A 17,459-nucleotide genomic window follows, 5' to 3' on the forward strand; every position below is an offset into this window, starting at 1 on the left:
CACGGTAGCACCACTGTTAACATTGTCAACACGGCAGAACGTCTGAGGTTTTGTCAACGAGTTCCGCCTATGACGGTCGGTACGGCGGAACGCTGGGCCGGTGTGGACGAGCGGGGCCGGCCCTTCAGTGGTAGCAACGACCAGCCGTCGGCCCGTTGCAGGACAGCACCTCAGCCCTGAGGACGCCACAGATACTCGAAGTCACGGAAGGCGAGTTCAGCGCCGAAGTGAGCGATGTTGTCGGCCACGTCCAGAACGAGACACTCCTGCGTGCCGTGGTTGCGGGGGCCACGTAGACCCCGCCCGATCATCTGCTGATACACGTTCGGACTGAATGTCGGCCGGGCTACCACGATGGCCCGCGTCGCCGGCGCGTCGAAGCCCTGGGTGAGCACGTTGTAGTTGGTCAGCACCCTGATCTCCCTCTCACGGAAGCGACGGATCGTCTGCCGGCGCAGACCGTCCTCCGTCGACCCGCTGACCGCCGCCGAACTCACCCCACGCCGATTGAGGAGGGCGGCGAGAACGTGAGAGTGCTCGACGGAGGTCGCGAACACCAGGATCGGCCAATGCTGCGGCAGCGCCGTGATCTCCTTGACCAGCATCGCGGTGCGCTCCTGGTCCGCCGCCAGACGGTTCTCCGCACTGGTCGGCAGCCAGGGATGAACCGCCGCATCGGCGCGTTCACTCTCCGACAACTCGATGGTCGCCCCGTTCAGCTCACGATGACGAACCCGGGCCAACACACCCATATCCTGCAGGCTCCGATACGGCCGAGGCCCCAGCACCTCCCGCCCGTCGACATCGAAGTCGAGCCGATTGGTGTTGTAGCGGCGGGTCAGGCGCTCCGTCTCCCGCTCGTTGGTGCCGACGAACGGGGTCGCGGTCAGCCCGATCAACGAACACCTCGTGCGATACGGCGTGATGCCGAGCGAAGCCAGAACCGACGTGTACCGCGGGCTCAGGGACCTGTGCGCCTCGTCGATGACCACGCACTGGGCATCCCGCAGCCACTCGTAGTCGGGTGTTTCGATGATCAAGGCAAGCTTGGCGTCGGTGGCGACCACCAGATGGAAGCCTTCCGTGATCGGATCGGCAGCATTTCCGGACCAGAGCCTACTGATGGTCAGCCGTGCGGCGCCGCCTAGACTCCGCCAGGCGGTCTGCCAGCTGTACACCGCCTGCTCGCACAACTCCTCCGACTGCGCGATCCACAGGATCGGTCGCGACCGCGCCAACGCCTCCTCGCGCATGGACTCGATGAGAGCCTGGACCGCGGTGCGCGTCTTGCCGGCACCGGTCGGCAGACACAACATCCCGCGCTGCGGCGGCCGCGACTCGGCGACCGAACGGACCCGCCGTACCATGATCTCCTGATACCCGTGCAGCGGCGGGAACGAGGCCGGCCCGTCGACCACGACACTGGCCTCCAAAGCGGACTGCCGCTCACCCGCGTACGTCGCAGGGAAACCCAGCTCGGTCACGAGCCTTCGGGCCCGATGGCCACCTGCCCACTGCTCCGGCACGTCGAGGCCCACGCGGTCGAGGTCGCTGCGGTACTCCCGCAACACCGTGGAACCGAAGACGTTCAGGGCGAGCTCGGCTACGGTGCGGTCGTCGAGCCGCCCCTCGGATGCGGCCACGGACTCCAGGACCGGTTGCGGAATCCTGGTGCGTAGAACGTCGGCGCCGAGCAGGACTAGCAGTCGAGCGACGTCGTCGGGCTGGTTGCGGACGGCGACCAGGCGCTCGTCCCGGCGCACCTGGTCGTTGTGGGCCAAGATCTGCCCGACCTGCTGATCGGTGACCTGAAGACCGAAGCCGCTCCGGAGCCGACGCAGCAGCGTAGCGTCGTCGTAGGGTTCCAGGCAGTAGACGACGTCATCGGACCTCAGCATGGACGCCGGTCGTGCCCGCCGCCCGTTCGGCCCACTGACCAGTTCCTCCAACTCGCTGCACGCGACGATCCGCAAACCGTGCATGGGCCGACCAGGAAGGAAACGCAGCCGTGGAAACAGGTCCTCCAGCGGCACAGGCTCACGCACGGGCACCGCTCGCACCTCGTTGCTGAGCACGTCCTCGAGGACAGAAACGCCCCATGCGGCCCTCAACCCGTCGACCGCCTCCGGCGGCACCGGCAGCATCGGGACGTCGTGGTCGCGAAGCCGGCGCCGCTGCCCGGCATCGACGGCCATGGTGACCTCGCCGGGCGCGGCCCACCTCGGTTCGGCGCCGACCAGGCAGCGGATCCGACGCGGCGCGGCGGCCAGATGTGAACAGGCCAGCCCGTAGAGTTCCCCCACCTGCTCGATCTGCAGGTGCTCCTCCGCATAGGCGACCAGCCGCCGCCATCGAGCCTCGCCGACGTCGTCGATGTGCTGCGGCAGTTCCAGAGCCGTCGCCAGATCGGCACCCACATCTGCCGCCGGCAGCACTCCCGTCGGAAGAGCCAGCGCGGGACCGACACTGTCCTCGACGGGTAGGAGACCCCACGAGGTCTGCAGATGGCCGTAGCGCCGCGCCGCCCAGACCAGCGGCGACGGCACGTCGACCCGGAGACCGGCGCGGGTGGCGGCACTGACGTGCCATGTGGTTACGACTCCGGCGGGTGGCACATGCTGCAGGAACCGCGCCGCCTCCGACGGGGCGAGAGTACGCAGCAGTCCGAGAGGGCCCGCGGGCGCTATACCGGCGATCTTGATCCCGCGCTCGGCCGGCCTGCTCGCCTCCGGCGGCAGCGACCCGTAGAAGCGGGAGATCATCTCGCGGCGGTAATCCTCGAGCCTGCTGTCCCGGCCGGGATCGTCTGACTCCCTCGGCACGTCGCTCAGGCCCAGCAGCGTCAGCAACGCCGCGTCCTCGCGGTGGAAGTCGACGTCGACGGCGGCCGCCGAGCCAGGGCGCACCACGCGACCGGGCATCAGGCAGTCACGCAGTCCCACGAACGAGCCCGAACCGGCACGGACCCGCACCCGGTCGGCGAACTCCTGCTCGTCGATCATCGCGGCCGCGACGGACGGGACGAGGCGTCGGGTCAGGGCCCAGAACGTCTCCCACGACTCGTCGTCGGCAGTCGACAGGTCACAGTGCAGCAGGGACAGCAGTCGCCCGGCGGCGTCGGCCTCGTGGATCCCGAGATCGGCCAGGTCCTCGTCGAGATCGGGATCCTCATCGAGGCGCCGGTCGATGTAGGTCAGGCCGTCTGCTTCGGGCTCCCCTGGTGTCCGGCGGAAGATCTGATCCGACAGTGTCAGGACCCGACCGTCGGCGACGAGCACGATCCGCGTGCGCGCCAGATCCACCAGAGGATGGCCCCGTTCGGTGATCCGCGCGACGATGCGCAGCGCAGCCGCCGACCCGGCCTGGGAACCGGGCACCGCCACCGCCTGCAACCACTGCAGCAGCGTGGCCGGCCCCCTGGCGGCACCGAGGAGTATCTGCTCCGCCCGCGACCGCCGCACCGTCTCCTCGACCGAGTGATGGCACCAGTCGTCGGGACGTCCGGCCACGCCCCGCCACAGCGACAACCACTCCGGATCGAGCCGGGCCGGATGCAGCCGCAGCTCCATCGGGGCGCGCAGACGACCGCTCTGGTCCGGCAGACTCGGCCGGTCGGCGGCGAGCCGGTAGACCTCCGTACTCAACACCTTATCCGCCCAGTTACGAGCTTCGCGCCCCCGCGCGGTGATGAACAGCAGGTGGCGGGACGGGTCCTCGTCGGTGCTCAGTTCCGGCAACGAGTCGACGATCACTTCCGCCGCGGCCGTCATCAGCTCCTCGTTGAACAGATTGTCCTTGAGCAGGTTCTGCCTGTCCTCGTTGGTCTTCCACGGAGCGTTGAGGATGCCGCTGAGCGTGGTCTCGTACGTCGTCGGGAAGAAGGACCAGAACCTCCCAACCCCCTGGCCGGAGCCGGAGACCGGCACGGCCCAGGACACCGGGACCTCGTCACGGTCGTGGAACTCGCCTGCGTCGCGGCGCGCCTGCTCGCTGGGACGGTGGATCCGTTCGAAGACCTTCCACACGGTGGTGCGCTCCGCGCCGCCGGACTGCTCCACGACGACCCGGTCGGTGCCGTCTGCGCGGACCGTGACGGTCTTCCGCTGTGGGACGAGCCCGGTCCGGTCGTCGAGCTCCAAGCAACCGATGTGCGGGGAGAAGATCACGAAGTCGGCGGGGAACTCCTCCAGGTCTCGGGTGAGTCGGTCCAGGTGTCCGTCGAGCAAGGGCAGCCGGATCACCGTGGTGGCCCAGGACATCAACTCGTCGAGCACCGAGTCGCAGGCGCGGGCTGCGCCCGCATCCAGCACCCGCGCCACCCGCAGCACAGGCGTCGGCCCCGTGATGCCCGTATGGGCGCGGATCGTCGCCGCGGCGTGGCTTCGGTCCCACCCGAAGGACCCGCTGCGGCTGAAGAAGTCCGGGCTGTCACTGATCGACAGCACGGACTTGAAACCGAGCCCGAACCGGCCGATCTCCGTCCCTCGCTTGCGGGACAGGTGTGACGCCAGAATGGTCTCCGCGCCGTCCCGGGTGATCGCCGTCCCGCGATTCGCGCAGTACAACGCGTCGGGGGTCAGCACGACGTGGATTCCGCCACCGGGTTCGCGTTGCAGCTCGTCGGCGCCGTTCTGGATGAGCTCGTACAGCTGACGCCGGCCGTAACCGCCCTGGGTGATCGACCGCTCGATGTTGGCGTGTTCCTCGATCAGTCCGGGGTGGGCCGTGTAGGCCCGGAGGCACTGATCCGTCAGCTCCGTCACCCGACGGGCGACCGCGCCGTCGGGTCCCTCCCAGAGCGGCTCCGGCACCATTGTCTCAGTCCTCCAGCCGGGCGAGCCGGTAGAAACCCGGGGGAATGTCCGGGTCGTCCTCGTGGCTGTGGATCAGCCAGCCCTCGTCGATCAACGCCTGCAGGTCGGTGCGCCACCCGGCTGACCTCGCGACGCGCTCGAGCCGGGCCGCAGCGACCGCCCACGGCGCGACATGGAACAGGTACTCGATGAGGCGGTCCTTGGGGTTGCCGCCCCTGATCTGCGTGATCAGTACGTCGTCGTCGACAACCGATCGATCGAGGTGGTCGGCTCTCAGCCGGTAGGAGCGCCCCGGTCCGCTGCCGAGGGCCTCGATGTCCCAGCCGAGATCACGCAGTTCGCGGATGCGACGCGTCCACTCCTCAATCCCGGAGACTCCCTCGAGTTCCCCCGCGGTTACCGCCTGGCCGACCCGTTGCCGCAGGTATGCCAGCACTGCCGTACGCGCCCCACCCAGCAACTCTTGGCGTACCCCGGCCAGGGCGTCGCGTTCACCGGCGATCAGGCGCCCGATCTCGGCGGAGGTCGTCAACCAGCCGGTGGCGGTCTGTTCCGTGCGCCGAGCCCGGTGGACCAGGCCGAGCGCCTCGGTCAGCCTGCGTTCCAACAGGTCCAGATGAGCGGCGACGTTCGTCCTCGACACGGACTCCCCTTCCTCCCAGCGTGTCAGACGCCGCTGAAGAACCCGCCGGCGGGATGCGTCGGCCAGCCGATCAGCAGGCCTCTGTCCAACAGAGTGTTGTTGTGCTCGCAGCTGGTCTCCGGCAGCAGGCTGCACACGTGGCAGGCGGCGAGATTCAGGCTGTCCGCCCCTCCGGTCTCGGATTCCATGCACAGCGGGTCCGCCGAGCACCACTCGGCTCGTCGAAGCGCCGACCGCAGCGTGCGCGTCAGGCGGTCCGGATCCGCCTGGCGCACGATGCCGCCGAGGCTGCCGGCGGAATCGCTCGTGGCCGTGTAGATGAGCAGACCGGCCATCTCACCATCGGTGTAAAGCCGCTCACGCATCGCCGACGCCGAGTATCCGGAGTCCAGGCTCCACTCGTTGATCAGCACGTGCGCCAACGTGTGCAGCAGGATCGCGCGGGCCGTCAGCCGTGACGGCGGGGCGAGCCGGCCGGCGGCCTCGGCACGCCGTCGCAACAGTGCGTCGTGGTTGGCCATGAGCAGCCCGGCGCGATCGATGACGGCCTTACGCTGTTCCCATTGCCGCAGCACCTGCTCGCTGATCCGCAGGAAGACACCCTCACCGATGACCTCCATCGCCGGCAGCCACTCCGGGTCGCCCAGCGTCAGTGCCGCGTGTCGGGTTGCCGTGTCCGCAGCGCTCGGCGGCTCGACTCGGGTGAACGACTGCAGGACGCGCACCTCGCGCAGTCGGGTCACCTTCATCACCTGACCGATCTGCGGCACCGGCAGGACTCCCGCAGCCGGGTGGCATTCGAAGTCCGCGTACTCCTCGTCACCGCTGGTGCCGGCGCACAGTTGCTCATACTCCTCGGCACGCAACTCGGCGTCCAGGTCACCCGACTCCGCTGTGGCCCCCTCCTCCTCGAAGCGAGCCCGTTTCCGTACGGCGGCGACGACCTGCTCGCTCGTGATGCCCTTCCTCAGGACGCCGGCGGCCTCAGCCTGTTGGGCGATGACCTCGTCGCTGGACGTGCGCCACATCGCGTAGTAGCGGTCGATGGCCGTCTGTACCTTGTCCGACCACGGCGGGATCGCCAGGGAGGAGCGCACCATGCCGAACCAGGCCGCCGAGGAGCCTCGCTGCAGGGTCCGCGGCGGTCGGACGCAGTCGACCTTGGCCGCATCGCGCAGCCACGGACGCGCCCCCGTGCAGCGGATCCCCAGCCTGCGCAATTCGCTGCGCCGGAACGCGCCCTCCATGGACGCCTTGCGGCCGCATCCGCACTCGATCTGGATGGACCGTAGGCTCGCCGTGCGTCCCGTGGTGACCATCTTGAGGTCCTGCATGCAGGACACGACTCCGTCCGGGGAGCCGCGGTGCACCCATTTCCGGTACGGGAAATCCTCCAGGTGCCCGTCGTCGCAGGCGAGCACGAAGCGGCTCGGGATGAGCGAGCCGCCGCAGGCGCACGTCGAGCCGCGCCCACCGAAGCGCCCGTACGGCTGCAACAGATGGCATTTCATACAGGTGTACATCTCGGGGAACCGCTTGAGGCCCGCACCGTGGTAGTCACTCTCCGCCGGCGGGAGGTAGAGCTTGTCGACACGCAGTGCACGCTGCAGCCGCGGCTCGCTCGTCTCCTCCCGGTCGTTGACCCGCCAGCTGTCCAGGCCGAGCACGATGTACGAGGCCTCGTCGATCGCGATCATCGATCCGACGCCGTACGTGGTGATCATCTGGGAGCGGCGGGCCTTGCCGATCGGCGGCCTCCTGGCCGGTGCGCTGCGTGTCGGCCGTTGCGGCCTGCGTCCCGGCATGCTCATCGCCCCTCTCGTGGGAACAGGCTCGTCTCCACGTCGACGTCGCGGAGACTGTTCATCGTCTGGAAGGAGTGCGGTAGGTCGTCGTCCTCGAAGGTGCACAGCAAAGCGGAGTGCTCCGGTCGTGCTCTGGGGTCGGCGGGGCTCCTGCCGACCCGATACTTCAAGCCGTTGTTCCAGTCGGCCAGCTCGGCCCACCGCTGAATGATCTCGTCGAGGTGTTCGGCCGTCGCCTGCACCTCGTCGGGGGCCACCCGACGCACCCGCTCCAGGATCCGGTCGGCCAGATCCCTCAGGTCGGCCTCGAACACGTCCAGGTTCCCTGCGGCGTCGTTGTCGCGGGCGTCGGCGACCGTCATGCGTACGGCGCTGATCAGCGCCGCGTGCAGCGCCCGGTCACGGGCACGGGCGGAGAACGGCGTGACGCTGGTCGACTCCACCTGGCGGTACAGCGCCGAATGGTACGAGCGGAAGTTCTCGTAGTGCGAGCGGTCGCGCGATCGCGCGGCGTTGTAGAGCATCACCACGGTCCCGGGGTGCTTGCGTCCGACCCGGCTGGTCGCCTGGATGTACTCGGCCGTCGTCTGCGGCTGGCCGGTGACGGCCATGAGGCCGAGTCGGTCGACGTCGACCCCGACCGAGATCATGTTCGTGGCCAACACGACGTCGAGCGCACCCGGATGCCCGTACGGCACGTCGAGCTGGCGCAGCAAACCCGGGATCTCGCTGGCGTTGGCCCGGCTGGTCAACTCGCGGGTCTCGACATCGCGCGGCTCACCCCCGCCCTCCTCAGCCAGGCGCTGCAACCGCAGCACCACGTCGTCGTTGACCTGGAGTTCGGCTGCCGCCAGCAGGCGCAGACTGTTGAAATAGCCGATCAGCGTCCAGTAGGCGTCCCGGACCTCGTCCTTGGCGTCGATCTGCACGGCATGGTGCAGCAGGGCGGCGTACGCCCGTACCAGCAGCGTCGCCTGGCTGGTCCCTGGCGCGAACAGGCCGACGTAGCGGCGCGTCGGCTTGCGGTCCGCCGGCGCCTGCACGGCGAACCACGAGTCACGGGCGTCGAGCCCGGACGGCGGGAACTGGTGCACGTCCCGGTCGAACAGCGCCCTGCCCTGTTCCCTGGCCCGCCGGATCGTCGCCGTCGAGGCGACCACCTTCGGCCGGTCACAGGCGATGTCGAGGGCGGACTCGTACAGCCCCACCAGAGTGCCCAGCGGACCCGAGATCAGGTGCAGCTCGTCCTGGATGATCAGCTCCGGAGGCGGTGTGTCCGCGGGCGCTCCGACCCGGTTGAACAGCGCCGCCGGTTCCGGCTTCCACGCCATCTGCGCGAACTTGTCCACCGTGGCGATGACGAGCGTCGGGCGGTACGCGTACACCGCCTGATCGACCAGGTGCACAGGCAGACCGTCGCGGAACTCGCACTCGTCGTCGCCACACGCGACGACCATCCTGGTCTCAGGATGATCGACGCGGTAGTGAACAGCGTCGATCGCGATCCCGCACCAGGGACAGCGCCGCAACTGGACGGGGTTCTCCTCGCGCAGGATCTCCCCGTCGCGCAGCCTGCGCAACGCCGTCTCGGCGTCCTTGAGGTAGTTCGGGGTGGCACTGGAGCCCACCCACATCCCGATGGACACCTCCTCGGTGCCCAGGTCCGGCTCGTCATGTCTGATCCGCTCCATCGCACAGATCAGCGTCGCGGCGCGCTCGAACTGTTGGAGGGTGAGCAGCCGCAGCGTGTAGCGCATCAGGACGGTCACTCCTGCGCCGTCTGCGCCGCGGCGCAGACGGCGCAGGAAGACGGTGAACGCGACCAGCCCCAGATACGCCTCGGTCTTACCACCGCCGGTCGGGAACCACAGCAGGTCGGCGACCTGCCGGTCCTCGTGGTCGGGATCGGCGATCCCCCGCAGGCACAGCAGGATGAAGCCGAGTTGGAACGGATACCACCGCCCGGCCGTCAGGTCCAGGCCCGCGGTGCGGTCGCGCATGCGCAGCGTACGGGCGCGTTGCAGCGCCATGGCCCGGTTGGCCAGTTGGAAGGCTCGAAGCACCTCGGCGTCCCCGGCGAGCAGGTCGACACCCGCCACCATCCGGTCGTGGGCGCTACGGCACAGCCGTGCCTGTTCGACGGCTACCTCGGCATAGGCGGTATCGGCCAGCGCCGCTGCCCTGGCCTCGAGTTCACCGACCCACTCCCCGTATCCGGACAGCAACGCCCGCAGCCTGCCGACGACATCGTCGCGGGCACCGGTGGCCAGCGCGTACATACCGAGCCCGGAAGCGTCGATGCGGCTGTTCGACTCTGACAGCAGAACGTCGAACGACGGCACGAACGACGAGCGCACCTCGGCCACCCGCCGGGGGCGATCCGAGGCATCCGGCTCGACCGGATCGCTCCATTCGGCCGCGCAGCCGTGTCCGGTGGCGAACGACGGGGCATGCCGATAGAGCAGTTCGGCCAGCAGCGTCTCCTGATCGTCGCCCGCGGTCGGGGCCGGCTGTTGGACGATCGCCGGTGCGGCGCCCTGCGACGCCACGGTCAACGCACACTGGAAGAAGCAGTACGGATCCCGCATGGGCCCGGCGGCGACGTGGACGTCGACGACGGTGACGGTGACGGTCACGAAGCCTCGCCGGTCCGCCGGTCGCACCAGGGTGCGCACCTCGAGGCCGGGCACCGCCTGCACCGTGTCGGCACCGGTCCGGCTCAGGTCCAGCGGAATCGGTGGCATCGACACACTGCGCCGGCGCCACCGTACGGTCGACTCCTCCGTGGAGCGGGCCGCCTGCGACTGCGCCTCGGCCGGGCGTCCCTCCGCATCGATCGGCTCGTACACACCGGCCGCGACCCGCACCTCCAGCGATCCGGCACGCGGATCCGCCACGAACGTCAGTCCCATCGAGGAAGGGCTCTGCACGTTGGCCATCGACACCCCGGTGTCGGGCCGTTCGTCGGTGTCCAGTCGGGCGGAGGCCAGGTCCACATCCGACTCCGCCGCGTCCTCGATGCGTAGTACGACGTCGCGCTGCGGGAAGAGCACCCCGGTCAGGTAGCTGGTGACGGGTGGGTCGGTCAGAATCTCCTCATCGCCGCCGACGGGCCCGAGCAGGTCCAGCATGAGTCGTTCCGTCAGCTCGTCGCGGAACCCGTAGTGTTCGTCGAAACCGCTCACCGGCGACTCACCCTTCTGCCTTCTCGTAGTGGAAACGGCTCAGGCCGCTGATCCGCGGTGCCAACCAGACCCCGTGGTCGCCCAGACCCGCACGCGCGCCCTCCGCGGTGCTACCGGCGGCCACCTCGACCGCCTCGACGTGGCAGTCGGTGATCGTCTCCGGCCAGGCCCGACGGTCCCCGGCCCTGCGGCCGCCCAGATGCCTGCCCATCGCCTCACGGAACGCCCTGGACACGACCGCGATGAGCCTGCCCTGGTGTTCCACGCCGTACAGCGGTGCCGGGCAGTCGTCGACATCACGGGCCAGCACCGTCATCCGCACTTCGTCGCCGGACCGGACCGCCTCGGCCAGGTATCGCTGCACGGCGCCGGGGTCGTCGCTGAATCCGCGCACGCCCGCCGGGAATTCGTGGTCGATGTCGTGCCCTTCCACGGCCATCCCCAACCAGGGGCGGCGGCTGCCGCCGAATCTGGCCAGCCCCCACCGCCCGGACTCCCCGGACTTCCGCCGGTAGACGGGTGCGCGGTCGGGCAACGCCGTGAGCCGGAACAGGTCCTCACGTGATCGGGTCATGGCCATGTACGTCAGCCGGGCCTGCTCCAGCGGATCCTCATCGTCCCGGGTGTCGCTGTCGAGCAGGAATACACGGTCGAACTCCAACCCCTTCGCCCGGTGCAGCGAGGAGACCGTCACCGCCACCAGCGGTGTGGGCAGCCGCAGACGGCCGAGGCCGCGGGCAGCGATCAGGGCACGCAACCGGCCGAGATCGATGCGGTCGCGACCGCGCCCGAGCACCTGCAGCGCCTGCCAGGTCGCCTCCGCCGCATCGGCGTCCAGGCCGCAGACGGCGAGGAAAGCGTCATGGCTGATGCTGAGGGCGGATCCGTTGCGGAACAGTTCCAGAAGCCAACGAGGGTTGAGGTCGTCGCCCGACCGACGCTGCAGCTGATGCCCGACGCCGGCCGCGTGCAGGACGGCGGAGACCTCGAGTGCCTGGCCGTTGTCGCGGCACAGCACCGCACAGTTCCCGTCCAGGTACGAGAAGCCGCTGACGATGTCCTGCAACGCCCCGGCCGCGGGCACGTCCAGCAACTCCCGCCGCATGGACGTGGCGATCCGCCCGGGGTCGTCGAGTCCGGTCGGCGAACGCAGCGCCTCAGCGCATGCGAGAAGTCCTGCCGGGCGCGGGGTCACGGCCCGGAAGTCGTGGGTGAGCGACAGCTCGACCAGATCATCGCGGTAGCGGTCCCGGAGCCAGGAGAAGACGTCGCCGATGTCCTGCATGTCACGACGTTGAAAGTCGTAGACGGCCTGGGCGGGATCACCGACGGCGGTGAACCCGGTGTCCAGGGCCTCGAGCAGCGCCTGAACGAGTCGACGGCGGACACCCACCAGATCCTGGACTTCGTCGAGCATCACGTGCCGCAGACCGTCCAGGAATTCCTCGGCGTCCCCGGCGAGGATCGCGTCGGTCGCCGTACGGATCCGCTCGTCGAAGCCGAGCAGGTGCCAATCTCCCGGATAGGTCTGAGTCAACAGCTCCAACGCCCAGGCGTCGAAGGTGCGAGGCCTGACGAACCGGCCCGCGCCGTCGGACCGGCTGGACCGCCGCTCCAGTTCGTGTACCGCGGCGCGGGAGAACGACAGCACCAGCACCTCGTCGGCGTCGAGGCCTTGCGCGGACAGCCGGCCCAGGCGCTGCACCAGCGTGAAGGTCTTGCCGGTACCCGCAGGTGCGATCACCAGTGTGCGGGCGTCCCACGGCTGCTCGATGACACACCGCTGCTCGACGGTCGCCTGATCCTCACCGACTCGCCCGGCGCTCACCTGATAACCCACGTGATCTCCGAGTCCACCCACACCAGTCCCCCACTGAGTCTCACATCTCCGTCCGGGCTTGACCTCGGCCGTACCGGCCGGGGCACGTACTGATCCGCCCGCCCACATCGCCGTCAGAACCGCCCCGCCGTCCTTCGGACGGGCACTCTCGGCTCGACCGATAGGTGAGTTCGAGCGCCTGTCGCGCCGGCGGCTCGAACGCTCCGCAGGACCGTCCGCCGTCCTGGCATGGGCGCCACACTAAGCGGACCTGTGAACGAAGTCAACAGACGGATTCGGACTCGAAGATGTAAACAATAGTAGGGTGCCGAGGGTGGCTCACGAGGAGCGCGACATCCATGCCTCACCATGCGAGGGCGGGGCCTCAGTATCGTCTCACTGCGACGACCGGCTCGACGGGCCCGGGATCCGACCCCGTCGGGCACACGCTGCAACCGACGCGTCTCGGGGCGATGCTGCCGTGGATGACGGATACGGGAGACTGCACGGCGGACACGTCGCCGCGCGACGGATCGTGAATGCCCGGTGGGTGGATGGTCGACGGGGGGCGAGGAACCGAGTGCGAGCGCTGACGACGTGGGATCCGCGCTGGATCGGCCGCAACCGCCGATACGAGATCCTCGCCGAGCTGGGCGCCGGCGGCATGGGAAAGGTGTATCTCGGTCGCTCGCGCACCGCTGAGCTGGTCGCTGTCAAAGTCATCCAGCCGCACCTGCTCGACGACGACATCGTTCTACGCCGCTTCCGCGCCGAGATCTCGCACCTACGCCGCGCCCAGGGCCTACGCGTCGCGCACTACCGCGGTTGCGAGCTGAACCGGGACGACCCGTGGCTGGCGGTCGAGTACGTCAACGGCTCGACCCTGCGCCGATACGTCATCGACAACGGCGTCCTCGACGGCGCCACGACGGCCGCCCTGGGTGCGATGCTGGCCGAGGGCCTGGAGACGATTCACAGTGCCGGGCTGCTGCATCGTGACCTCAAACCGAGCAACGTCATGCTGGGCTCGGACAGCCCTCGGATCATCGACCTCGGCCTTGCCGTCCTGCGCGAGCACCGCGATCGTCTGACGCAGCTCGGCCACGTGGTCGGCACCGTCGCCTACATGGCTCCGGAACAGGCGGCCGGAGAGACCGAGTTGACCGAGGCCGTCGATGTCTACGCCCTCGGCGCCACCCTGTTGTACGCGAGCACCCGACACCACCCGTACCCGCAGGCCGCACCCGTCGTGCTCGCCGGATGGATCACCGACCCCGAACACGCCCCGGATCTGACCGGGGTGCCCCGCGACCTCCGTCCGCTGCTGACCGCCATGTTGGCGCATCGTCCCGACTGCCGCCCCGCCGTCGCCGACCTCATCACGGAGTTCTCCCGCATCGTCGAGGCTCAGCCGGGCGGATTCGTCGCCGTACGTCGTCGCCTGCTCGACCACACACCGCCCGAGCCGCTTCCCGAACCGCTCCGGTCCGTCGCTGACGCCGATGACACCGACCCGTGGCCGGACGGTCCCACCGAACTGGTCACCGCCGGCAGACCCGTCCGAGCATCTCGCACGGTCGGGCATCCCGGACCGCCCATGCCGTCGAAGGAGCAGCCCATGACCGGAGGGGGACGACTGCGCGTACTGCAGAGCGCCGAGAAGGAGATCCTCAAACTCTCCCGGGCCGACGTGGGCGCGGTCTACGAGTTCCAGCACAAGTTCCGGTCCAACCCTGACAATCCAGGGCTACGGCTCAAGCAGCTCAAGGGCGGCGACCGGTTGTGGTCGGCGCGGGTCAACGCCGATCTGCGCGCGATCCTGCTGCACATCACCGAACGCGAATATCTGTTGGTCGACGTCAAACACCGCGGCGAGGTCTACGAGGGGCTGGACCGTTACGCCTACCGGGTCAACCGGGTCACCGGGGCGCTGGAGGTGGTCGACCTCGAACCCGTGCCCGACACCGTGCTCGTCAGCGTTCTGCCCCCCGAAGCGCCTCCTCTGTTCAACGGCCATCCGGATACCGTCCTGCTGGACCTCGGCGTCGCCGAACCGCTACTGCCACGGATCCGCGCCCTGCGCACCGAGGACGAACTGCTCGAACTCGTCGAGATCGCACCTCAACTGACTGCGGACGTGCTTCTCTCGCTGTACGACGGAACGTCGGTCGAGGATGTGCGCCGGCTGATCACCGAACCTGTGCGCATCACCGAACAGGTCGACCTCGAGGACCTCGCCGCCGCACTGGTACGTCCCGCCACGCAGGTCACCTCCGACGACAAGGCAGTGCAGGTCGTTCTGTCGGAGTCGTTCGAGTCCTGGCAGGTGTTCCTGCATCCGACCCAACGCAGGCTGGTCGAGCGGGCGACCAGCGGCCCCACCCGCGTCAGCGGAGGGCCCGGCACAGGCAAGACCATCGTGGCTCTGCACCGCGTGGCGCACCTGGCCTCCGGCCTCGAACCCGGCGCCCGGATCCTGCTCACCACCTTCAGCCGGAACCTCGCAGGCGATCTCCGCAACCGTCTCGCGTCGCTCGCAGGTGTGGAGGCGCTGCAGCACGTCGACGTGATCAACATTGACCGACTGACGAGACGGATCGCGACCGATTCACCGTCCGGTGCCGGTCGCACTCTCGTCGGCGAGCACCGCATCATCGACTACTGGCGGGCCTTCCTCGGGCGAGAGGATCCGGGATGGGCGCCGGAGTTCCTCTCCGCCGAGTGGACCCAGGTGGTGCTCGGGCAGATGCTCGAAAGCGGAGACGAGTACGCCGTCGCACGCCGGCCGGGGCGCGGGCGCCCGCTGAGCCGTCCGGACCGGGCCAGGATCTGGGAGCTGTGTCGACGTTTCGAGCAGTGGACTGCCGAACAGGGTGTCTGGACCCATGCCCAGATCGCCGTCCACGCCGCACGCGTCGAACAGGAACGCCTGCTACGCCACGGCACGCCCGCCCGCTACCGTCACGTCGTCGTCGACGAGGCTCAAGATCTCAGCACCGCGCACTGGCGCCTGCTGCGGTCCCTGGTACCGGCCGGACCCGACGATCTGTTCGTCGTCGGTGACACCCACCAACGCATCTACGACAACCGCGTGAGTCTGTCGCGCTTGGGAATCGACATCCGCGGCCGCTCACACCGGCTCACCCTCAACTACCGCACGACCCGCCAGATCCTCGCCACCGCTCTCGAGTTGATGAGCGGCGAACGATACGACGACATGAACGGCTCGACCGACACGCTCGAGGGGTACCGGTCCCTGCTCAGCGGGGAACATCCGACGCTGCGTCGTGCCGGCGACTGGCCGCAGGAGATGGACCTCGTCCGGCGACAGCTCAAGGCATGGGGCGACGAATCCGACGGCTCCGTCGCGATCTGCGTACCCACGCACGACCTGGCGGTCGATCTGACCGCTCGCCTGACCACCGACGGTGTCGACGTCGTCGAGGTCGGCCCGGACGGCCCGCACCGCCCAGGTGGCGTGCACGTGGGCACCATGCACCGGTTCAAAGGCCTGGAGTATCGCCGGATGATCATCGCGGGTGTCCGTGAGGGCCTTGTCCCACATCAGCGCATCAACGGCTTCCGGGAGTCCGACCCCACCCGCTACCGGCAGGAACGGCAGCGTTACCGTTCCTTGCTCTTCGTGGCCGCGACCCGCGCTCGTGACGATCTGGTGATCTCGTGGCACGGCATCCCCAGCCCGTTCCTCACCCATCATCAGGCCACCGGCGCATGAGCGTCACCGCCCGCGGCGCGAGGACACCCTCGCGGACGATCGCGCAGCGCTACGAGCTGTCAGGCCCACCGGTACGGGGCAGCATGGGCGAGCTCTACCCGGCCTACGACCTGTCCCTCGATCGCGAGGTCGCGGTCAAGCTCATGCGCGACGACCTGACCGACGACGATCAACGCACCGAACTCGTACGCCGCTTCCGCCGCGAGGCACGGCTGTTGGCCAGGATGCGGCATCCCGGAACGCCCACGGTTCTCGACACAGGGGACGACGACGGCCGGCCGTTCCTCGTCATGGAGTGGGTGGACGGCGCGACGCTGCGCAATCTGATCGACGAGGTGCAGCCTGTCCCGCGGGAGTGGACGTTGTACGTCGTCGCACAGATCTCTGCCGTGCTGGCCCGGGCGCACGAGCTGTCGCTCGTGCACCGCGACCTGAAGCCGGACAACGTGCTGCTGTGCGCCGACGGCACGGTGAAGGTTGTGGACTTCGGGTTGGCAATCGTCGTCGACAGCAGCTCGACCCACCTGACTCCGCCCGGAGTCGTCACGGGGGACTGGCGCTATCGGGCACCCGAATGCGACTTGGGCGTAGCGTCACCGCGCACGGACCTCTACGCCCTCGGCCGTATCCTCGAGGAACTGCTCGGGGACGGCTCCACCGACGACCCCCTCCGGGAACTGGCCGCCGAGCTCACTCACGACCTTCCTCAACGGCGGCCGAGGGGCGCGACCGCTGTCCTCGGTCGCCTGACTCCCCTGCTACGCCGTCCGTCGCCCCTACCGGGCTTCGTCGCGGCCACGACGCCCGCGGGCTACGTCGAAGCCACCGGTTGCCTGACCCGGTCCACTCCGTCGACCCGAGTCGCATCCACCGACTGGACCCCGGCGAGGGTGCGACACGTACGCGCTGCGGCGGCGGAACACGCCGAGCAGGGCCGTCCCGCCCGAGCGGCCGATCTGCTGCGCACCGTACTCGACGATCCGGACGTCCCGAGAGACGCCCTCATCGACATCCGCCGTGATCTCGCGACCCTGCTCATCGAGGCCGGTGAGATGGATGACGCCCTGCGTGCCTGCGCCGACGCGCTCACCGCCATGACCGGTCGGCTGTCTGTGGATCACCCCGCCGTCGTCTCACTACGTCTGGCACTGGCTCGGCTCTACGCACGCGCCGGTGACGTCACGACGGCCGCCGACATGTACGCCGCGATCTCGAGAGACCTCGGAGGGCGGATGTCGACGCGTACCGAACGGGCGACCGCCACCCGCGAGCTCGCGATGACGCAGGCGGGCGCGGGGGATCGGGCTGCGGCCGAGGCGGTCCTGACGGAGTTGCTCGCGGACCTTCGCGGCGTGGCACACGTCGACCACGAGCAGATCGAGGCCACCGTCGACGCTTTGATGCTCGTGCGTGCGGCCGGGCGCCTGCCGCCCGCGCGTGGCGCAACCGACTGACGG

7 protein-coding genes are annotated in these 17,459 nt (G+C 69.1%); 2 read left to right on the forward strand and 5 right to left on the reverse strand.

Annotated elements, in window-relative coordinates:
- Positions 1-170: 170 nt before the first annotated feature.
- From SM452_RS11355 to SM452_RS11375, 5 genes are read right to left on the reverse strand one after another with little or no spacing between them, the layout of a single operon-like run.
- On the reverse strand, positions 171-4,814 hold the full coding sequence (locus SM452_RS11355) for a DEAD/DEAH box helicase (protein WP_463839867.1): 4,644 nt from the start codon (positions 4,812-4,814) through the stop codon (positions 171-173).
- Positions 4,815-4,818: 4 nt separating this feature from the next.
- Positions 4,819-5,457 carry a hypothetical protein gene (locus SM452_RS11360; RefSeq protein WP_463839868.1) on the reverse strand — a complete coding sequence of 213 codons (639 nt, stop codon included), beginning with the start codon at positions 5,455-5,457 and terminating at the stop codon, positions 4,819-4,821.
- Between the two features lie 23 nt (positions 5,458-5,480).
- Positions 5,481-7,268, reverse strand: a complete 1,788-nt coding sequence (gene drmB, locus SM452_RS11365; RefSeq protein WP_463839869.1) for a DrmB family protein — start codon at positions 7,266-7,268, stop codon at positions 5,481-5,483.
- The gene (locus tag SM452_RS11370; protein ID WP_463839870.1) at positions 7,265-10,447 is read right to left on the reverse strand and encodes a helicase-related protein; all 3,183 of its coding nucleotides are present in this window, start codon (positions 10,445-10,447) and stop codon (positions 7,265-7,267) included. Before SM452_RS11370 ends, drmB begins: the two co-directional genes overlap by 4 nt.
- A gap of 7 nt (positions 10,448-10,454) precedes the next feature.
- A complete protein-coding gene (locus tag SM452_RS11375) occupies positions 10,455-12,287 on the reverse strand; it encodes a UvrD-helicase domain-containing protein (RefSeq protein WP_463839871.1) in 1,833 nt (610 codons plus the stop codon).
- Positions 12,288-12,846: 559 nt separating this feature from the next.
- On the opposite strand from SM452_RS11375, the gene SM452_RS11380 reads away from it, so the two are divergent.
- Entirely contained in the window at positions 12,847-16,002 is a 3,156-nt protein-coding gene (locus SM452_RS11380) for a protein kinase domain-containing protein (protein ID WP_463839872.1), read from the forward strand.
- A complete protein-coding gene (locus SM452_RS11385; RefSeq protein ID WP_463839873.1) occupies positions 15,999-17,456 on the forward strand; it encodes a protein kinase domain-containing protein in 1,458 nt (485 codons plus the stop codon). Before SM452_RS11380 ends, SM452_RS11385 begins: the two co-directional genes overlap by 4 nt.
- Positions 17,457-17,459 lie beyond the last annotated feature (3 nt).

This window comes from Micromonospora sp. SYSU B005, from assembly GCF_055362685.1.